The sequence below is a fragment of the Pseudomonas sp. NPDC086251 genome (assembly GCF_044746405.1).
In the GTDB taxonomy this organism is placed as follows: Bacteria; Pseudomonadota; Gammaproteobacteria; order Pseudomonadales; family Pseudomonadaceae; genus Aquipseudomonas.
Map to the genome: position 1 here is coordinate 46,902 of NZ_JBIVBY010000014.1, position 19,110 is coordinate 66,011.

The window sequence follows — 19,110 nt, forward strand, 5'->3', positions numbered from 1 at the left end:
TTCTGGTTATTTAAGGGATGCTCATGCTCGAGAGTTGGCACATGGTTTCGCGGTGTTGCGCCAGGTGGCTTCTGGTTGGTGGTGCTGTCACTTACTCGGCATTGGCGCCTGCGCTGGGCTTGGGTGACATCACCCTGCATTCGGCGCTGAATCAACCGCTGCGCGCCGACATCGCCCTGGTGGATGCCGCCGGCCTGGAGGAGGGCGAGCTCTCCGTCAGCCTGGCAACAGCGGACGAATTCAGCCGCGCCGGCGTCGAGCGGGTGTTCTTCCTCAACGATCTGAAGTTCACACCGATTCTGCGCGGCAACCGCAGCCTGATCCGGGTCAGCTCGAACAAACCGGTCAAAGAGCCGTTCCTGAATTTCCTCGTGCAGCTCAATCAGCCGAACGGTCGCGTGCTGCGCGAGTTCACGGTATTGATCGATCCACCGGGTTCACCGGGGATTGTTCCTGTCAGTGATGAACCGGTCGCCGATTCCCGGTCTTCCGCATTCCCGACCGTCGAACCGAGTGTTGCACCCCCGCCCGCGTCGAAAGGCAAGAAGCCGCCAACAACCCCTCGTGTCGAACAACCTGCCGCTGCGCCGGTGCCTGATCCTGTTGCTGAACAACTGGCCGCCAGCGTGCTGCAAAACCAGCAGCTGCAAGCCAGCCTCGATCAGCTGAACGCGAAACTCCAGGCTCAAGACGAGCAGATCGCCGGCCAGAAAAAGCAGGTGACCGAACTGCAAACCCAATTGGCAGAGGTCCGGCAAGCGCCAGCAGAGCCGGTTGCACCGGTCGCTGTGACGCCTGCGCCGGTGGTGGACAACGAGTCCGAACCGACCCACTGGCTGCCGATCTTCGGGGTACTGGCGCTGCTGATTCTGCTGTTGCTGGGGCTGTTCGTTCGGCGTCAACGTCAGCAGACCCAGGTGTTGCCCGAGCCTTTGGCGGTGTTGCCATCGCGGCATGAACCGGTGCTCAAACCCAAGCCAGAACCGGTTACGCAGGCGACCGCGCGGCCATCAGCAACCGGGTCGGCTGAAGAAGCTCCAGCGGGCGATGTGCTCGAAGGGGTCGGCATCTATCTGGCCTATGGTCGTTTTTCCGAAGCGATCGGTTTGTTGCGAGAAGCGCTGATCAAGGAACCGCATCGCACCGATCTGGCCGTGCAACTGCTGGAAGTCCTGGGTAAACAAGGGGACGCGACGGCCTATGAAGCGCAGGAAAACAGCCTGCGTGACACCGGGTACGACGTGCAAAAACTCAACGACCTGCGCGCTCGCTTCCCGAAATTGAGCGGTGCGGCACCGTTGGCTGCCGCCGTGGCAGTCACGCCAACCCAAGCATCAATCGCTGAAGCAATGCCCAGCGATGAGTTCCAGTTGAACCTGGATGATTTGTCGATGGATTCCAACTGGGACTTGATCAGTCCCTTTGAAAACCCACCGGCCGCCGCGAAACCGTCGACTGTGTCGCCGCCGCACGTCGACGAGCCTGCGTTCATCTCGAACCTGCACGTGTTGCCCGAGGTGTTCGAAATGCCCGACGACGCGATACTGGACGAGCCGGAAATCGAGTGGGTCGCGGAACCGGACTCACAGTCCCTGGACGACGCCTTTCTCAACGAGTTCAGCGATGCCGGCGAGTCTCTGGAACTGGAGCCGCTACATCCGGAACCGACCGAGCCGGGCAGCTCCAGCAAACTGGAGCAAGCCCAGACCTGCATCGACGACGGTGACCTGGACAGTGCCATCGAACTGCTCAACGAACTGCTCAAGGAAGGTAACGAGCCACTCAAGCAGACCGCCCGGAATCTGTTGGCTGGCATCCGATAATGCCGCACCGCTAATCAAAATGTGGGAGCGGGCTTGCTTGCGAAAGCGGTGTGTCAGGCAACATCAATGGCGCCTGATGCACCGCTTTCGCGAGCAAGCCCGCTCCCACATTTTGACGGCGTTCGAGCCAAAAAGGCAGTTATGATGACGCCCTCAGGCTCAGGAGCTTCGCCGATCATGACCGCCCACAAAGCAGAAATCGTCATCACCTATTGCACGCAGTGCCAGTGGCTGTTGCGCGCCGCCTGGCTGGCCCAGGAACTGCTCAGCACCTTCGGCGACGATCTGGGCAAAGTGTCACTGGTGCCCGGCACCGGTGGGGTCTTTCACATTTTCTGTGACGATGTGCAAATCTGGGAGCGCAAGGCCGACGGTGGTTTCCCCGAGGCCAAGGTGCTCAAGCAGCGGGTCCGCGATCAAATTGATCCGGACCGCGACCTGGGGCACAACGACCGGACTCAGTGAGACGCAGCTTCTGCGGCCACGACTTTCTTGTTTGAACCACCCGAGAGTCGACTGGAAACCACGATCGCCACGATGATCAACGCACCGCCGATCAACATGCGCAGGGTCGGGTTTTCGTTGAACAACAGCCAGGCCACGGTGATGCCGTACACCGGCTCGAGCGCGAAGACCACCGCTGCCGTTCGTGCCTTGATCACCGCCAGGCTGGCGACGAACAGGCTGTGTGCGACAGCGGTGCAGAACACCCCGAGCAGACCGATCCACAGCCAGTCGATGGCGCGCACTTCGCTCAACTGCGGTGCCGCCACCGGCAGCAGGCACAGCGCGACCACGACGTTCTGACACAGCGCCGCCTGCACGGGCGCAATCCGCCCGGAGCTGGCGCGGTTGGTCAGCGAGAGCAGCGAAAACAGCAAACCCGAACCCACCGCCCAGAGCAGGCCGGTGGTGGCGCCGCTGGCCAGGTCGAAGTCCGGCGTGACCAATACCAATCCGATACTCACCAGCACCACCAGCAGGATTTCGTTGGCGCGGATTCGTTCGCGAAAGATCAGCCCTTCGAGGATCACGGTAAAGGCCGGGAAACTGGCAAAGCCCAGCGTCGCGATCGCCACGCCCGCCACCTTCACCGCGATAAAGAAACTCACCCAGTGCCCGGCTAGCAGCAAGCCGCTGAGCAGCAGGCGGCGCCAGTCCACGGCTTGTAGTTTCTGCCAGCGCGTGTTGCTGGCAAACCGTGCAAAAACCGCCAACGCCAGCACGGCGAACGCCGCGCGACCGAAGACGATGACGGCGGGGGAGGCCGTCGCCAGTTTGCCGAACACACCGGTCAGGCCGAACATGAGTGCGCCGATATGCAGGGCGCCGAGGGCGGAGCGGGGAGTCATTGCAATCCTTGATAAACAGAGTGAGCCAGGCCAACAGACACCGCCGGCAGCTCCTACATTGAACCGTGTGAAGCCCGCTGTGTCTGTCGCCAGACTATCGTCCTTTGTCGCCAGCCTCGCGGCGCAACTGGCCCGGCGATGCACCGAATTCCCGCAACACCGCCGCGGCAAAGGCACTCTGGGAGCTGTAACCCACTCGGCTGGCAATCTCGCCAATGGGCAGCGCCGAGTCCCGCAGCAATTCCACCGCCCTGTGCAGTCGCCGACTGCGAATGTAGTCCATCGGTGTTTGCCCGCATTCGGCCACGAATCGAGCATGCAGCCTGGCGCTGGACAGGCCCGCCAGGCGCGCCAGATCGGCGACTTGCAGCGGATAGGCAACGTACTGATCGATGTGTGCATTCAGCGCCGCATACGGCAGGCGTCGGCCGCCGACACGCTCGGGTTTGGCGTGGTTGAGGCTGGCCAACAACAGCACCGCGCCTTGCTGCGCAATCAGTGGATCGCCGACCTGACTGCCCGCCAGCCAACTCACCAATTGGCTTTGCCCGGCGTCCAGCGACAGCCGCCCGGCGTTGTCGAGCAAGCGACGGCTGGCGTCGGCGTGATCCCCCAATGACTGAGCAACCCAATCGTCACCGGGCACATCCAGCACCAGGCAACGGCTGCCATTGGCGCTGCCGCAGGCGTGATGCGCCCCGGACGGCACCACCGCGAAACTCTGCTGAACCACCTGGCTGCCACGCCCATCGACCTCGACCTCCAGCGCACCCGACAACCCGAACACCAGTTGCGCGTGGTCGTGGCTGTGGACGATCAGGTCGTCTGTGTAGTGGCGAAGCGTGAGGATCGGTCTCATCGCAGGTCTCCTGAGGCAGGGCGCCAGTCTACACCGGCGAGCGCTGTCACAGGACTGACTTGCCGCTGTCATGGGCAGTTCACCGGGCCGGCGCAAGCTTGCAAAAACTTTTCCAGAGGGTTGCCCATGACCAGCGCCGAGCTCGCCAAACCCAGTCGTAAGCAACGTGTGCGGACCCTATGGATTTCCGATGTGCATTTGGGCACGCGGGATTGCCAGGCCGAACACCTGTCGCAGTTTCTCAAGGGCTACCACGCGGACAAGGTCTACCTGGTCGGTGACATCATCGACGGCTGGAAACTGCGCAGCGGCATGTACTGGCCGCAAGCGCACACCAACGTGATTCGTCGCCTGCTGACCATGAGCAAGCGCGGCACCGAGGTGATCTACGTTACCGGCAACCACGACGAATTCCTGCGTCGTTATTCGAAGCTGATTCTGGGCAACATCCAACTGGTCGACGAAGCCGTGCACGTGACCGCCGATGGCCGTCATCTGCTGGTGATCCACGGCGACCAGTTCGACGTGATCACCCGCTATCATCGCTGGCTGGCCTTTCTCGGCGACTCGGCCTACGAGTTCACCTTGACCCTCAACCGCTGGCTCAACCACTGGCGCGCCCGCTATGGTTATGGCTATTGGTCGTTGTCGGCGTACCTCAAGCACAAGGTGAAAACCGCGGTCAGCTTTATCAGCGATTTCGAGGAAGCCATCGCCCACGAATGCGTCAAGCGCGAATTGCATGGCGTGGTGTGCGGGCACATTCACCATGCTGAAATTCGCAAGGTCGGCGGGGTGGATTACCTCAACTGTGGCGATTGGGTCGAATCGTGCACGGCGCTGATCGAGCATTGGGATGGCTCGATCGAGTTGTATCGGTTGGCGGATGCGCAGGCGCGGGAGGCTGAGTTGAAGGCGCTGAAGGTCCCGGAGCCGGCGTAGGCAGGTCAGACGCCTTCGCGGGCAAGCCTCGCTCCTACAGGGGAACGCATTCCAACGGTAGGAGCGAGGCTTGCCCGCGAAGAGGTCATTACGATCACCCTTGATGTCAGGCCGGCGCGTGTTCTTCCATCGCCGCCTTGTAAATCGAATTCTTCGGCTGGGCAAACAACCGCGCCATCATCGGCTCAAAGAAGCTCAACGGCAGCGTGTCGTACCCCGGATCAAACGCTGCCGCATCGTACTTGGCGCAGAACTCGATGGTCGCCTGATACTGCGGATGATCACTGAATTGCTCGCGCAGATGCCGGTCCATGCCCAGATGATGGAAGAAGTAGTAACCCTGGAAAATCCCGTGTTTCTCCACCATCCACAGGTTCTCGGCACTGACGAACGGCTTGAGGATTGCCGCGGCGATGTCCGGGTGGTTGTAGGAGCCCAGGGTGTCGCCGATGTCGTGCAGCAACGCGCAGACCACGTATTCTTCGTCGCGGCCATCGCGCCACGCGCGGCTGGCGGTTTGCAGGGAATGGGTCAGGCGATCCACCGGGAAGCCGCCAAAATCACCCTCCAGCAGCTTCAGGTGCGCGACAATCCGTGTTGGCAATTGCCTCGCATAGGCACTGAAATCGGCGGCGATGATCGCCCAGTCCTCTTGCGTACCGTCCTGCATGTGGGTGAAGCGGGCATTGGCATTCATCGCCTATCCTCTTGTTGTGACGGATTGCACCTAGAACGGCACTCGACCCAGAATCATGTCGCGGTACATGACGAAATCGCCGAGCAGGCTGTAAAACGGATGTTGAAAGGTCGCAGGACGATTCTTCTCGAAGAAAAAATGCCCGGCCCAGGCGAAGCTGTAACCGGCCAGCGGAAGGGCCCAAAGGAACAGCCAGGCGCCTTGGCCGATGGTCAACGCCAGGATTAAAATGACCAGCGTCGTGCCGATGAAGTGCAATCGTCGGCAGGTGCTGTTGCTGTGCTCGCTGAGGTAATACGGGTAGAACTCAGCGAAGCTGTTGAAACGTTTGACGTTTTCCACGACTGCGATCTCTGTGGTTATTGTTATGACTGCAAGTTGTTCTGCGGGTAGCTTATTTGAGTCTAGAGTGAACATTGGCATCAGCCAGTGACAATAGGCGCCACTTTAGTATCCTTCGGAAATTGGCCGTAGCATGCGGCTCATCATGTAAGAAAACGCCATGAGCGAACGAACGACTTCTGCAAGCTGGGCGATGGGGATTGTCAAAGCACTGGAGATGGACGGCCTGGATTGCCGGGTTCTGTTCAAGCAGCTGGGGCTCGACTACGCGGCACTGGATGATCCGGATGCACGCTTCCCGCAAGATTCCATGACACGACTGTGGCAGCGCGCGGTTGAGCTGTCCGGCAATCCGGCGATCGGCCTGAACATGGGCAAGGTGGTGCGACCGGCCTCCTTCCATGTTGCCGGTTACGCCTTGATGTCCAGCCAGACCCTGGCCGAGGGCTTTCAGCGACTGGTGCGTTATCAGCGGATCATTGCTGAAAGTGCCGACCTGAGTTTCCGACTGCTGGATGAAGGCTATGCGCTGATTCTGACGGTCCACGGCGACCATCTGCCCCCGACCCGGCAGAGTGCCGAAGCCTCCCTGGCCTGCGCCCTGGCGCTGTGTGGCTGGTTGACCGGGCGCACCCTGCAACCGCGCAAGGTCTTGGTCCAGGCCGATGAGCCGGCCAATCTCGAACCCTATAAACAGGCCTTTCATGCGCCGCTGGTGTTCAACGCGCCATACGACGCGCTGATCTTCGAGCGTGCCGACATGGAGGCGCCGCTGCCGACGGCCAACGAGGCCATGGCGCTGCTGCATGACCGGTTTGCCGGCGAGTACCTGGCGCGGTTTTCCGAGAGTCGCGTGACCCACAAGGCGCGGCAGGTGTTGTGCCGATTACTGCCCCAGGGCGAACCCAAGCGCGACACCGTGGCGCAGACGCTGCACCTGTCGCAACGGACCTTGCAGCGCCGCTTGCAGGAAGAGGGCACGAGTTTTCAGACGTTGCTGGATGACACCCGGCGCGAACTGGCGGAGCAGTATCTGGCGCAGCCCAACATGACCCTGCTGGAAATTGCCTACTTGTTGGGGTTCGCCGATCCGAGCAACTTTTTCCGTGCTTTCCGCCGCTGGTTCGATGCCACCCCCGGCGAGTACCGGGTGCGGCTGATGGCGGCGCCGGTGCTTGTCAGTGACGCCAGAACGCCGGAATACACAGCACAAACACGGTGATGATCTCCAGTCGGCCCAACAGCATGCCGAACGAGAGAATCCACTTGGCGGCGTCCGGCAGGGTGGCGAAGTTGCCTGCCGGGCCGATGGTCTCGCCCAGTCCCGGACCGACGCCAGACACCGTGCTGGCCGCGCCGGTGAGGGCGGTCATCCAGTCGACGCCGAGCAGTGACAGCAGCAGCGCGATCACGCAGATGGTGATGGCGAAGAAGAACGAAAAGGTCAGAATCGAGCGCACGATCTCTTCGTCGAGGCGGTGACCGTTGTACTTCTGCTTGATCACTGCGCGCGGGTGTATCAGCTGGTTAAGGTTGGCCTTGAGCAGGATGTAGGCGACCTGGAAGCGGAAAATCTTGATCCCGCCGGCGGTCGAACCTGAACACCCGCCAACGAAGCCCAGATAAAAGAACAGCATCAGCGAGAAATTACCCCACAGGCTGTAGTCCCCCAGTGCAAATCCTGTCGTCGTGACCACTGACGTCACGTTCAGCGCCACATGCCGCAAGGCGTCCAGCCAATGCAGCTGGGTGGTCCACCAGTACCAGGTGCCGAGCACCAGCCAGGTCACCAGCAACATGCCGAGCAAGCCTTGCACCTGCTGGTCCTTGATCAGGGCTTTGCGGTTACCGCGCAAGGTCGCCACATACAGGGTGAACGGCAGGCTGCCGAGAATCATGATGACGATCGCGACCCAGTGCACCGCCGGTTGCGTCCACTTGGCCAGGGACTGGTCGGAGGTGGAGAAACCGCCAGTGGAAATCGCTGACATGGCATGGTTGACCGCGTCGAACGGGCTCATCCCGGCCCACCAGAACGCCAGGCTGCCGAAAATGGTGATGCCGACGTAGGCCGCAACGATCAAACGCGCCACCATGTGCGAACGGGGCATGACCTTTTCGGAACGGTCCGACGACTCTGTCTGAAACAGCCGCATGCCACCGATGCGCAGCAGTGGCAGAATCGCTACCGCCATGCCGATAAACCCGATGCCGCCGATCCAGTGCAGCAATGAGCGCCACATCAGAATGCCGGGGGACATGTCGTCCAGGTGATTGAGCACGGTCGAACCGGTGGCAGTGATGCCGGACATGCTTTCGAAAAACGAGTCGGTGTAGCTGATGTGCTGGGTCAGCAAAAACGGCAGCGCGGCGAAGATGCACACCACCAGCCAGCTGCTGACAGTCAGCAGGTACATGTCGCGCGGGCGCAGGTGGACGTGCTCGGGGCGGCCGGGGATGACCAGCGCCAGGCCGGCGACAAAAGTAATCATGCTGGCCCAGAGGAACGAGGGCAGGTCGCCGGTGCGGTCGAAAATCACCAGCGTGGCCATGGGTACGACCATGGCGATGGCCAGCGTGATCAGGAAGAGGCCGATGATGAATCCAATGAGACGTAAGGTCGGCAACGCCATGAAATCCGCTCGGCTGAAATAAGGAAGGGCGCCATTCTACCTGTGGGACAGGGCATGTAAACGGGCATGCCGGCGGTAGATACCGCTAGAATGGCCGGACAATTTTTTCAGGAGGTGGCCGATGCAGGCTCTCGACGCTTTGCTCAACCGTGTTTCCGTTCCACGACTGCTCGACCCGGCACCCACCGCGGAGCAGCGCGAAGTGCTGTTCGCCGCCGCGATGCGGGCGCCGGACCACGGCCACTTGCAGCCTTGGCGTTTCCTGACGGTTGAAGGTGCGGCACGCGAGCAAATGGGCGAGCTGCTGGCTGAAGCCGCGAAGTTGCAGGACAGCGAAGTCTCTGAAGCGGCGCTGGACAAGGCGCGCAATGGTCCGCTGCGTGCGCCGCTGGTTGTGGTGGTGATCGCGCGTTTACAGGATCACGTCAAATATCCGAAGTCCGAACAACTGCTGGCGGCCGGCTGCGCGGCCCACGGGATTTTGCTGGCGGCGTATGCGCAAGGCATTGGCGCGGTGTGGCGCACCGGTGAACTGGCCTATTCGGCGCACGTGGCCAAAGGATTGGGGTTGGCGGAAGGGGAAGAGGTAATCGCGTTCTTGTACCTGGGCACGCCACAGAAAGAGCCGCGTGTGGCGGAGAAGGTTGACCTCGCCGAATTCGTCAGCGCCTGGCCCGGAAAATCCTGACGCCACCGATCTAATGTGGGAGCGGGCTTGCTCGCGAAGAGGTCAGCACATTCAACATCTACGTTGACTGGCACACCGCTTTCGCGAGCAAGCCCGCTCCCACACTGAATTGAGGTCGTACATAAATACCGCGTTCATCACAGATCAGCTTTGGGCTCAGGGCTGTACCACCGCTCCTGGCACCAACGGCAATTCCAGACTGGCAACAAATCCGCCATCTGGATGATTGGCCAGCACCAGGCTCCCGCCGTGTCGTTCCGCTGCCCGGCGCGCAATGGCCAGCCCCAGGCCATGCCCGGCCGCCGTCTGCCCCGGCGCCCGATAGAACGGCTCACCCAACTGGCTCAAATGCTCGGCGTCTACACCGGGCCCATGGTCACGCACACTGACCACAATCCGCTCGCCCTGACGCACCGCCTGCATTTCAATCGATTGCCCCTCCGGGTTAAAGCGCTGGGCGTTGCGCAGCAGGTTGTCGACGGCGCGCTCGATCATCGTCGGCCAGCCTTTGAGGTTCAGCTGCGGCTCGGCCTCAAGGCGCACGCTCTGCTCCGGCGAACCCAATTGAGCATCCTTTTGCAAGGTGTTGAGCAGCGTGTTGAGATCGACGTCTTCGGCGCTGGCGTTGTCGGCATCGACCCGCGCCAATACCAGGATTTCGCTGATCAGCGCTTCCAGGCGGTCGCACTCGCGGGTCAGGCGCGGCCAGAGTTTTTCCCGCTCCTCGGGGTTGGCCCGTTCGGCCAGTGCCAGCGCGATGCGCAGTCGGGCGAGGGGCGAGCGCAGTTCGTGGGATACGTCGCGCAGCAGTTGGCGCTGACTGCCAATCAAACTTTGCAGACGCGCACCCATGCGGTTGAAGTCATTGGCCAGCACGCCGAATTCGTCGCGCCGGTTGGCCAGTTTCACCAGGCTGTTCTGCTGGTAAGTGGTTTGCCCCAGGTCATGCACCGCGCCACGCAGACGATTGAGTGGGCGCGTGATGGACAAGGTCACGAACAGGCTGAACAAGGTCAGTACGACCAGGGCGATCCCCAGTGCACTCAATGGCCAGAGCAGGCTTTCGCGGTGCCAGGCGTCCAGTTCCGGGTGCGGAATGCGGTAGATCAACAGGTAGGTGTCGCCGGTTTTTGCGCTGGTGTATTCATCGGTCAGGCGACGCCACGGCAGGCGTCGGTCATCGTTGTTCTGGCGCGCTTCAAAGGCCGCCGCACGCCGTGGGAAGGTACCGCGCACCACCGGATCGCCGCTCTCGTTCAGGACTTGAACGTCGATGTGATACTGGCGTTTGCGCTGTTCCAGAATGTCCTGGGCCGCGTCCTCACCTTGGGATTCGTAGGTTTGCGTCCACTGTTCGGCCAGGGTGTTGAGGCCCGGGTGGCGACTGAGAATCCACGCGTCCTGGTTGAGCATGTGCCCGAGCAGAATGGAGAGCCCTGCAACCAGAGCGATGGCCAGCCAGAAGCTGGCCAGAATACGCCAGAACAATGAGCGCACAGAAAATCCTCAAACAAACGGAAATCCACTGTAGGAGCGAGCTTGCTCGCGATAATCGAATGGACGACGCGTGCGGCCTGATGCCGCGCGTTTCGTTGCCGTTCATCGCGAGCAAGCTCGCTCCTACAGCGGAATCAGACCCAACGGTGTTTAGCCGTTGGGTCGGGGTTAGCGCATTATTGCGCTTTTTGCGGTTGTTGCGCTTTCCAGGCCTTGAACTCGGCCCATTCTGCGCGACGCTCAGCCTGCTTTTTCTGGATCTCGTCGAACTGCTTCTGTTGATCCGGTTTCAGCACTGCGCGGACGTCCGCTTCGGCTTTTTTGTGGTTGGCCGCCATTTCGTCTTTCATGGCTTTCTGGTCGGCTGGCGAGAGTTTTTCCAGGTACTTGTCGACCACTTGCTTACGCGAATGCATCTGCTCGCCCATGATCTTGCGGATCTGCTCTCGCTGTTCGCGGCTCAGGTCCAGTTGGCTGTACGGGCCTTTACCGTGCATGCCGTGCATCTGACCGCCGTGGCGCGAGCCGTCCATCGGACCCATAGGGCCGGCGCCTTCAGGCATGGCCATGGCAACGGTCGGCAGGGCGGCAGCGAACATCAGAGCGATAAGAGTCTTGCGCATGGTGAATCTCCTTGTCTCGTTCCCGGTACGTTCCGGATGAGTACAGATTACGGAGATCAAGGTCAGCGGCGGTCAGCGGAGCGTAAAGCTTGGGTAAAGACGATTTCGCACCGACCTGACAATTCCAACACGTTGCCTCTGGCGAAACATGACAGCTGCTACAAAGCCGAACGCAATCGCGTTCGGTTTCAGAGGCTGTAGTAGTAACCGCGGCTGCGCAGGGCAACGATGCGTGGGCGGCCGTCGGGGTGTGGGCCGATCTTTTTGCGCAGGTTGCTGACGTGCATGTCCAGGCTGCGGTCGTACAGGGTTAGCTTGCGACCGAGGGCGATCTGCGCCAGTTCCTGTTTATCCAGCGGCTCGCCGGGTTGCTTGAGCAAGGCTTCAAGCAGACGGCTTTCGGACACGGTGAGGGTGAATTCTTGTTCGTCGATGCTGACCACGCCGCGCACCGGGCTGAAACACAGGTCGCCCAGTTCGAGCTGGCTCGACACCGCCGCCGGATGACTGCGGCGCAGCACGGCGCGCAGACGGGCTGTCAGTTCCCGTGGGTCGCACGGTTTGGCCAGGTAATCGTCGGCGCCAAGTTCCAGGCCGAGGATGCGGTCCAGCGGTTCGCCGCGGGCCGACAGCATCAGCACCGGCAAGTCCGGATGGTCGCTGCGCAGTTGTTTGAGCAACTCCAGGCCACTGCCATCCGGCAGCATCACATCCAGCACCACGGCTGCCGGCGACGTTTCCGCCAGTGCGCGACGGGCGCTCTGCCCATCGTGGCAGGCACGGACCTGAAAGCCTTCCTGGCTCAACCAACTGCTCAGGAGCTCACACAGCTCCTGGTCATCATCAATTAATAACAGCTCGCTCATGACTCACTCAATTTAGCCATTGCCTACGTTTTCTGGTGACACCACTGGCGAAGATACCGCAGAGCAGAGCCAATAGCGCTACTCCCGCGCCAATCACGAACCATTGCTGCTGATCAGTCAGCAAGCGTGGCAGCGGGCTGCTCGCCTGGGCTTCCTTGAGTTGCAGCTTCAGACGCTGGTTCTCCTGGCGCAACCGGCCCAGCTGAGCGCTTTCGCGTTCGCTATCGGTATTCTGCAGTTGTTTGTTCAGTTCTTCTCGTTGCTGCTCACTCACCTTCAAGCGCTGCTGCAACTCGGCGATCTGGCCGCCGGCGCTCAAGGACAGGGGCGTTGAACCACCGCCTGCACTCTCTTCACCGTGGGCAGGTGCCACGATCGACAACGTGACCAACATCAGACACAACGGACCTTTGCGCATCGCGACTCCTGATTCCAATACGAGTATTGGGCAGGTTGTCGGCCGGCAAACGAGAATAATGAGCGTTGAGAGCGCGATGAACCGATAAGGTTCATCGCGCGGCGGGAAGTTACGGCAGGACTTGCTTGAACGGCTTGACCGAAACGCTGGCGTAGACGCCTGCGGCGACAAACGGGTCGGCGTCGGCCCAGGCCTGGGCGGCGCTCAGGGAATCGAACTCGGCGACGATCAGGCTGCCGGTGAAACCCGCTGCGCCCGGATCATTACTGTCGACGGCCGGGTTCGGGCCCGCCAATACGATACGACCTTCACCCTTGAGCACTTGCAAGCGCTCAAGGTGCGCAGGCCGTGCGGCCAGGCGAGCTTCCAGGGAGTTGGCGACGTCTGTGGCAACGATTGCGTAAAGCATGTCAGTCCTCGGTTTTTGGCGTAGTGGTATCGGTGTCGTGCAGGTGACGAGACAGGTAGATGCCCTGGGCCACCAGGAACAGCAGCGTCATGCCCAGGCTGCCGAAGACCTTGAAGTCGACCCAGTAGCTCTGGAAAGTGAACGCGACGAACAGGTTGGCGGCGCCGCAAAACAGGAAGAAGGCGATCCAGGCGATGTTCAGGCGCGTCCAGACCGGCTCCGGCAAGGTCAGCGCGTGGCCCATGATGCGCTTGATCAGCAACTGCTCACCGATGAAGTGGCTGCCAATGAAGGCGAGGGCAAACAGCCAGTTGACCACCGGGGCTTTCCATTTGAGGAAGGTCTCGCTGTGGAACGCCAGCGTCAGGCTGCCGAAGACCAGGCAGGCTATGAGCGTCAGCCACTGGCTCTTCTCCAGCTTGCGCTGTTTGATGAAGATCGTGCCGTAAACCACCACGGAGCTGATGATCAGCATCGCTGTGGCGCTGTAAATACCGCCTACAGTTACCTCGTGGCCGGCAATGTCGACGACCCGTGGGTCGATCTTGAAGACAATGAAAAACAGCAGAAGCGGGATGAAATCGATGAATTGTTTCACAGTGGCAGCCAGAAGCAGGATGTGGCGGCATAATAACAAACATATGGGCGCGCGATAGCGCCAGCTGATTTGAGGTTACACATCCCCGTGAATGTCGATTTGCACTGCCACAGCACCGCCTCCGATGGCGCTCTTGCGCCTGCTGTACTGGTTGCGCGTGCGTTCGAGAAAGGCGTGCGAGTCCTGGCCTTGACCGATCACGACACCCTCGAAGGCCTCGATGAGGCCCGCCACGCGGCGACTGCGCTGGGGATGCAACTGGTCAACGGCGTCGAATTGTCCTGCACCTGGGGCGGCGCGACCATTCATGTGTTGGGCTACGGTTTCGACGTCAACGCACCGGCATTGGTCGAAGCCATCGCTAAATTGCACGATGGCCGTTGGCTACGGTCCGAAGAAATAAGCCGTAAGTTGGTGTTGAAGGGCATGCCGGGAGCGCTGGAAGGGGCCCGGGCCATTCAGCAGGAACTGGGCGACAGCGGCAACGCGCCGGCCCGTCCGCACTTCGCCGACTGGATGGTGCGCGAAGGTTTCGTCAAGGATCGCGCCGAAGCATTCCGCAAATGGCTGGGTGCCGGCAAGCTGGGGGACGTCAAGCAACACTGGCCGACCCTGGAAGAGACGGTCGAAACCCTGCGCGCCGCCAAAGCCTGGGTCAGCCTGGCGCATCCCTGGCATTACGATTTCACTCGCAGCAAACGTCGTCGCCTGATTTCTGACTATATTCAAGCAGGCGGCCACGCGATCGAAGTGGTCAATGGCCATCAGCCCGCCGAGCAAGTGGGCAGCCTGGCCATTCTTGCCCGCGAGTTCGGTCTGCTGGTCAGCGCCGGCAGTGATTTTCATGGCCCTGGAGGCTGGTCCGAGATCGGCGAATACCGCCCGCTCCCGGAGGATCTGCCACCACTGTGGTGTCGATTCAAACATGACCCAATTATTGCCGCCGTCTGAACAGGTAGAGAATGTGAGTCAATTTTTCCAGATTCATCCGGAAAACCCGCAAGCGCGCCTGATCAAACAGGCTGTCGAGATCATCCGCAAAGGCGGGGTGGTGATTTATCCCACAGACTCGTCCTACGCCATTGGTTGCCAGATCGGCGACAAGAATGCCGTGGAGCGCGTGCGCCGGTTACGTGGACTGGATGACAAACACAACTTCGCGCTGATTTGCAGCGACCTGTCGCAACTGGGGCTGTTCGCCAAGATCGACACCGGCCTTTTTCGCTTGCTCAAGGCCCACTTGCCGGGGCCGTATACCTTTATTCTCAACGCCACCCGCGAAGTCCCGCGGCTGTTGCTGCACCCGAAAAAACGCACCATCGGCCTGCGGGTGCCCAGTCATCCGATTGCCCTGGCGCTGCTGGAAGAACTCGGCGAGCCGCTGATGAGCGTGACCCTGATCATGCCCGGCGACACCGACCCGTTGACCGATCCTTACGAAATGCGTCAGTTGCTCGAGCATCAGGTCGACCTGATCATTGACGGCGGTTTCGGCGGGATCAAGGCGTCCACCGTGATCAACCTCGCCGACGGCGAGCCGGAAGTGATCCGTGTCGGTTGCGGCGACCCGACGCCGTTCATGGCCGAGGCCTAGATGTCTGCTGTAGAACCCGTCGACAGTCAGGCCGGCGCCCAGCAAGAGCTGCCCTTCGCCATGGTCTATGGCCAGGCGGTCCTGGAAATGCCGCTGGACCTGTACATTCCGCCGGATGCCCTGGAAGTCTTCCTCGAGGCTTTCGAAGGTCCGCTCGACTTGCTGCTGTACCTGATCCGCAAACAGAACATCAACATCCTCGACATCCCGGTGGCGGAAATCACCCGCCAATACATGGGGTATGTCGAGTTGATGCAGTCGGTGCGCCTGGAACTGGCCGCCGAATACCTGGTGATGGCCGCGATGCTGGCCGAGATCAAATCGCGGATGCTGCTGCCGCGCGCCGAAACGATCGAAGCCGAAGAAGACGACCCGCGCGCCGAACTGATCCGCCGCTTGCAGGAATACGAGCGCTTCAAGGCTGCCGCCGAAGGCATCGATGGCCTGAGCCGGGTCGGCCGCGACGTGGTGGTGCCCAAGCTGGATGCCCCGGAAGCCCGGGCACGCAAGTTGTTGCCGGACGTGCGTCTGTCGGAGCTGCTGTTGTCCATGGCCGAGGTGCTGCGCCGTGGCGACATGTTCGAAAGCCACCAGGTCAGCCGCGAGGCACTGTCCACCCGCGAACGCATGAGCGATGTGCTGGAACGGCTCAAGGGCGGCGGTTTCGTGCCCTTTGTCGAGCTGTTCACCGCTGAAGAAGGTCGGCTGGGGGTGGTCGTGACCTTTATGGCGATCCTCGAACTGGTCAAGGAATCCTTGGTCGAGCTGGTGCAGAATGAGCCGTTCGCGGCGATCCATGTCCGGGCCCGAGCCGAATAACGAGTTGAATCATGAACCTGACTGAACCCCGCGAGCTGGCGCCACTGCTTGAAGCCTTTCTGTTGGCCTCGGGAAAACCGCAATCGCTTGAACGCCTGTTCGAACTCTTCGAAGAAGGCGAGCGCCCGGAGCCGCCGGTCTTCAAGAAAGCGCTGACGATTCTCGCCAAATCCTGTGACGGCCGCGCCTTCGAGCTGAAGGAAGTCGCCTCCGGGTATCGCCTGCAGATCCGCGAAAAGTTCTCGCCGTGGGTTGGACGCTTGTGGGAAGAACGCCCGCAGCGCTACTCCCGCGCCATGCTCGAAACCATGGCCCTGATCGCCTATCGCCAGCCGATCACCCGAGGCGAGATCGAAGACGTGCGGGGTGTGGCGGTCAACAGCAACATCGTCAAGACTCTGCTGGAGCGGGAGTGGATTCGTGTCGTCGGCTATCGCGACGTGCCTGGTAAGCCGGCGATGTTCGCCACCACCAAAGCGTTTCTCGATCATTTCAACCTGAAGAACCTCGACGACTTGCCGCCCCTGGCCGACCTGCGCGAGCTGGAGCCCGATCCAGTGCTCGATTTCGATGACGCGCCGGTGCCGGCCGGGCTGCAAGAACTGGCGGATGCCAGCGCCGAACCGGAAGAACCCAAGGAAGAAACCAGTTTCCATACGTTGCTGTTGGAACTGGACACCATGGAGGAGGGGATCAAGACCGACTTCGACGACCTGTTGCGCGATGGGGCGGTGACGGAGAGCGAAGAGGTTCTGGATCAGCCTGAGCCTGCGATTGAAGTTGAACTTCAGGTCGAGCCCGAAGCCACACTTGAAGAAGAGCAGGAAGAAGCGCAGGAAGACGACGTGCTCGGCGTCGCTGAAGCCCGCGAAAAACTCCTCGCCGCCGTCGCCGCGCTTGAGCAACACCTGCCCGAGCCCGAATTGAGCGACGAAGAAGCCGAAGCCCGCGCACTGGCCGAAGCGATCGAAGCCGAACGCCGCGAATTCGATGATTGACGCAAATCAAATGTGGGAGCGGGCTTGCTCGCGAAGACGGTGTGTCAGTCGACATCATCGTTGCCTGATACACCCCTTTCGCGAGCAAGCCCGCTCCCACATTCGATCAGTGTCGGTTTCAAAGTGTTTGACCTGGAGTTTTCGATGAGCTCAACCAAAGACCCCTGCATCAGCGTCTGCAAATTCACCGACGACATCTGCCTCGGTTGTGGCCGCAGCAAGCGCGAGATCAAGGCCTGGAAGAAACTCGACAAGACCGACAAACGCACCGTTCTCGCCGAAGCCGCGTTGCGCTTGATCAAATTGGGCGCCACCGGTCGGCGGAAATCCCGGTAAGTTGCCATTCATCAGCTAGTCTCTGATGCGCGAACGCTCTCATGAGCGTATGATTCGCGACCCTCCGACGATCCCTTCGTCCGAGACCCAGCTTTCAACGCTTCAGGCCCCTCACTTCAGAGCTGCCTGAACAGACCACACCGGGAGGTGCCCAGATGAGTATCAACGACCAGAAAGACGACCAGGAAATCGGCCCAGCAGGCGAAAAACTGCAGAAAGTCCTCGCCCGTATCGGCGTCGGCTCGCGCCGTGACGTAGAAGCCTGGATCAGCCACGGCCGCATCAAGGTCAATGGCAAAGACGCCACCCTTGGCCAGCGCGTCGACATGCACGACGCCATCACCATCGATGGCCGCGTGATCAAGCGCGAAGAAGCCGCCGAGTCGGTACGCCGCGTGATCATGTACAACAAGCCCGACGGCGAAATCTGCACCCGTGTCGATCCGGAAGGCCGTCCGACTGTATTCGACAAGATGCCGCGTCCGAAAGAAGGTCGCTGGATCAACATCGGCCGCCTGGACATCAACACCACCGGTCTGTTGATGTTCACCACCGACGGTGAACTGGCCAACCGCCTGATGCACCCTTCCTACGAAATGGACCGTGAATACGCGGTACGTGTACGTGGCGAAGTCGATGACGAGATGATCGAGCGTCTGAAAGCAGGCGTCGTCCTTGAAGACGGACCGGCCAAGTTCACCGACATCAAGCAGGCGCCCGGTGGCGAAGGTTTCAACCACTGGTACCACTGCGTGGTGATGGAGGGTCGCAACCGCGAAGTCCGTCGCTTGTGGGAATCCCAGGGCCTGGTGGTCAGCCGCCTGAAGCGCGTGCGTTTCGGTCCAGTGTTCCTCAACTCCGACCTGCCGATGGGTCGCTGGCGCGAAATGAGCCAGTACGAAGTCGACATTCTGAGTGCTGAAGTCGGCCTGACGCCTGTGGCCATGCCGCAGATGACTGCCAAGAGCAAAGACAAGCTCGATCGCATGCAGCGTAAATCGTCGCGTCCGATGGGCAAGACCGAACGCGTGCGTTCGTTGCGTCCAGCCATCGGTAACCAGACCGCTGCTACGCCGCGTGATACCCGCGAACCGCATATCGAAGGCGAGCGTCCAGCCCGCAAACCCGCTGCACCCCGTGCAGACGGCGAGCGCGGTCCACGCACGCCACGTCCGGCCAACGGTCGCACTGAACGTGGCGAAGGCCGCGGTGCGCCAAGCGGTGGTCGCAGCGATCGCGGTACTCCAGCCGGTCGTAGTGAGTCGGGTCGCGGTACGCCAGTGGCTGACCGTCCAGCTGATTCCAAGCGCCCGGCCAAGCCAGCGCCGAAGAAACGCCCAGGCATCGTCCTGGTCGACCGTGACGCGCCATCGGGCAAACGCCGCGGTGCGCCAGCCGGTTCCGGCCAGCGTCCGGGCTTCGGTCGTCGCAAGCCTGAGTAATTGGTAAGCGCCGCATGAAAAAACGCCATCCCTCGGGATGGCGTTTTTTTTGGTCTGGCTTAAGTGATGGGGTGAATGTTCGGGCCTCTTCGCGGGCAAGCCTCGCTCCTACAAGGACGACGCTGTACCTGTAGGAGCGAGGCTTGCCCGCGAAGGCGTCGATAGCAGCACCCT

The 19,110-nt window shown here is 61.2% G+C and carries 22 protein-coding genes; 11 read left to right on the forward strand and 11 right to left on the reverse strand.

Features of this window, described 5'->3' with window-relative positions; translation table 11 throughout:
* Window positions 1-23: 23 nt before the first annotated feature.
* On the forward strand, window positions 24-1,823 hold the full coding sequence (locus ACIPL2_RS17880; RefSeq protein ID WP_401358278.1) for a FimV/HubP family polar landmark protein: 1,800 nt from the start codon (window positions 24-26) through the stop codon (window positions 1,821-1,823).
* Window positions 1,824-2,000: 177 nt separating this feature from the next.
* Window positions 2,001-2,288: a SelT/SelW/SelH family protein gene (locus ACIPL2_RS17885; RefSeq protein ID WP_401358280.1), complete on the forward strand. Its 288-nt coding sequence runs from the start codon at window positions 2,001-2,003 to the stop codon at window positions 2,286-2,288.
* Here ACIPL2_RS17885 and ACIPL2_RS17890 read toward each other — a convergent pair.
* Complete coding sequence (locus tag ACIPL2_RS17890) at window positions 2,282-3,175, reverse strand: DMT family transporter (RefSeq protein WP_401358281.1); 894 nt, start codon at window positions 3,173-3,175, stop codon at window positions 2,282-2,284. The two genes, ACIPL2_RS17885 and ACIPL2_RS17890, sit on opposite strands and share 7 nt — an antisense overlap.
* 94 nt (window positions 3,176-3,269) lie before the next feature.
* The gene (locus ACIPL2_RS17895; protein ID WP_401358282.1) at window positions 3,270-4,034 is read right to left on the reverse strand and encodes an AraC family transcriptional regulator; all 765 of its coding nucleotides are present in this window, start codon (window positions 4,032-4,034) and stop codon (window positions 3,270-3,272) included.
* 126 nt (window positions 4,035-4,160) lie between these two features.
* Between ACIPL2_RS17895 and ACIPL2_RS17900 the strand changes: the two genes are divergently transcribed.
* Window positions 4,161-4,976 (forward strand): UDP-2,3-diacylglucosamine diphosphatase, encoded by an 816-nt coding sequence (locus ACIPL2_RS17900; protein WP_401358283.1) that lies wholly within the window; start codon window positions 4,161-4,163, stop codon window positions 4,974-4,976.
* Between the two features lie 106 nt (window positions 4,977-5,082).
* Here the strand turns inward: ACIPL2_RS17900 and ACIPL2_RS17905 are convergent, their stop codons facing one another.
* Window positions 5,083-5,673 (reverse strand): HD domain-containing protein, encoded by a 591-nt coding sequence (locus ACIPL2_RS17905; protein ID WP_059407611.1) that lies wholly within the window; start codon window positions 5,671-5,673, stop codon window positions 5,083-5,085.
* A 30-nt stretch (window positions 5,674-5,703) separates the two neighbouring features.
* Window positions 5,704-6,015 carry an Mpo1-like protein gene (locus ACIPL2_RS17910; RefSeq protein WP_401358284.1) on the reverse strand — a complete coding sequence of 104 codons (312 nt, stop codon included), beginning with the start codon at window positions 6,013-6,015 and terminating at the stop codon, window positions 5,704-5,706.
* A gap of 160 nt (window positions 6,016-6,175) precedes the next feature.
* Here ACIPL2_RS17910 and ACIPL2_RS17915 point away from each other — a divergent pair, with 160 nt between their 5' ends.
* Window positions 6,176-7,237: an AraC family transcriptional regulator gene (locus ACIPL2_RS17915; protein WP_401358285.1), complete on the forward strand. Its 1,062-nt coding sequence runs from the start codon at window positions 6,176-6,178 to the stop codon at window positions 7,235-7,237.
* Here the strand turns inward: ACIPL2_RS17915 and ACIPL2_RS17920 are convergent.
* Window positions 7,194-8,648, reverse strand: a complete 1,455-nt coding sequence (locus ACIPL2_RS17920) for a TrkH family potassium uptake protein (RefSeq protein WP_401358287.1) — start codon at window positions 8,646-8,648, stop codon at window positions 7,194-7,196. The two genes, ACIPL2_RS17915 and ACIPL2_RS17920, sit on opposite strands and share 44 nt — an antisense overlap.
* A gap of 121 nt (window positions 8,649-8,769) precedes the next feature.
* Between ACIPL2_RS17920 and ACIPL2_RS17925 the strand changes: the two genes are divergently transcribed.
* Window positions 8,770-9,336, forward strand: a complete 567-nt coding sequence (locus ACIPL2_RS17925; RefSeq protein ID WP_401358288.1) for an NAD(P)H nitroreductase — start codon at window positions 8,770-8,772, stop codon at window positions 9,334-9,336.
* Between the two features lie 156 nt (window positions 9,337-9,492).
* Here ACIPL2_RS17925 and ACIPL2_RS17930 read toward each other — a convergent pair whose 3' ends face one another.
* From ACIPL2_RS17930 to ACIPL2_RS17955, 6 genes are all read right to left on the reverse strand, one after another.
* Entirely contained in the window at window positions 9,493-10,833 is a 1,341-nt protein-coding gene (locus ACIPL2_RS17930) for a sensor histidine kinase (RefSeq protein ID WP_401358290.1), read from the reverse strand.
* A gap of 176 nt (window positions 10,834-11,009) precedes the next feature.
* On the reverse strand, window positions 11,010-11,456 hold the full coding sequence (locus ACIPL2_RS17935; protein WP_401358291.1) for a Spy/CpxP family protein refolding chaperone: 447 nt from the start codon (window positions 11,454-11,456) through the stop codon (window positions 11,010-11,012).
* A gap of 188 nt (window positions 11,457-11,644) precedes the next feature.
* Window positions 11,645-12,322 carry a response regulator transcription factor gene (locus ACIPL2_RS17940; RefSeq protein WP_027922300.1) on the reverse strand — a complete coding sequence of 226 codons (678 nt, stop codon included), beginning with the start codon at window positions 12,320-12,322 and terminating at the stop codon, window positions 11,645-11,647.
* Window positions 12,323-12,329: 7 nt separating this feature from the next.
* A complete protein-coding gene (locus ACIPL2_RS17945; RefSeq protein ID WP_401358293.1) occupies window positions 12,330-12,740 on the reverse strand; it encodes a translation initiation factor 2 in 411 nt (136 codons plus the stop codon).
* Window positions 12,741-12,849: 109 nt separating this feature from the next.
* Window positions 12,850-13,149 carry a YciI family protein gene (locus tag ACIPL2_RS17950; RefSeq protein WP_401358295.1) on the reverse strand — a complete coding sequence of 100 codons (300 nt, stop codon included), beginning with the start codon at window positions 13,147-13,149 and terminating at the stop codon, window positions 12,850-12,852.
* Between the two features lies 1 nt (window position 13,150).
* Window positions 13,151-13,747, reverse strand: a complete 597-nt coding sequence (locus tag ACIPL2_RS17955) for a septation protein A (protein ID WP_401358296.1) — start codon at window positions 13,745-13,747, stop codon at window positions 13,151-13,153.
* 87 nt (window positions 13,748-13,834) lie between these two features.
* Between ACIPL2_RS17955 and ACIPL2_RS17960 the strand changes: the two genes are divergently transcribed.
* From ACIPL2_RS17960 to rluB, 6 genes are all read left to right on the forward strand, one after another.
* On the forward strand, window positions 13,835-14,698 hold the full coding sequence (locus ACIPL2_RS17960; RefSeq protein ID WP_401358297.1) for a PHP domain-containing protein: 864 nt from the start codon (window positions 13,835-13,837) through the stop codon (window positions 14,696-14,698).
* 13 nt (window positions 14,699-14,711) lie between these two features.
* Window positions 14,712-15,341 carry an L-threonylcarbamoyladenylate synthase gene (locus ACIPL2_RS17965; protein ID WP_152974939.1) on the forward strand — a complete coding sequence of 210 codons (630 nt, stop codon included), beginning with the start codon at window positions 14,712-14,714 and terminating at the stop codon, window positions 15,339-15,341.
* A gap of 120 nt (window positions 15,342-15,461) precedes the next feature.
* The gene (locus tag ACIPL2_RS17970) at window positions 15,462-16,160 is read left to right on the forward strand and encodes a segregation and condensation protein A (protein ID WP_401358440.1); all 699 of its coding nucleotides are present in this window, start codon (window positions 15,462-15,464) and stop codon (window positions 16,158-16,160) included.
* A gap of 11 nt (window positions 16,161-16,171) precedes the next feature.
* Window positions 16,172-17,158, forward strand: a complete 987-nt coding sequence (scpB, locus tag ACIPL2_RS17975; RefSeq protein ID WP_401358298.1) for an SMC-Scp complex subunit ScpB — start codon at window positions 16,172-16,174, stop codon at window positions 17,156-17,158.
* Window positions 17,159-17,302: 144 nt separating this feature from the next.
* The gene (locus ACIPL2_RS17980) at window positions 17,303-17,494 is read left to right on the forward strand and encodes a DUF1289 domain-containing protein (RefSeq protein WP_401358300.1); all 192 of its coding nucleotides are present in this window, start codon (window positions 17,303-17,305) and stop codon (window positions 17,492-17,494) included.
* A 155-nt stretch (window positions 17,495-17,649) separates the two neighbouring features.
* Window positions 17,650-18,936 carry a 23S rRNA pseudouridine(2605) synthase RluB gene (gene rluB, locus ACIPL2_RS17985; RefSeq protein ID WP_401358301.1) on the forward strand — a complete coding sequence of 429 codons (1,287 nt, stop codon included), beginning with the start codon at window positions 17,650-17,652 and terminating at the stop codon, window positions 18,934-18,936.
* Window positions 18,937-19,110: the final 174 nt, after the last annotated feature.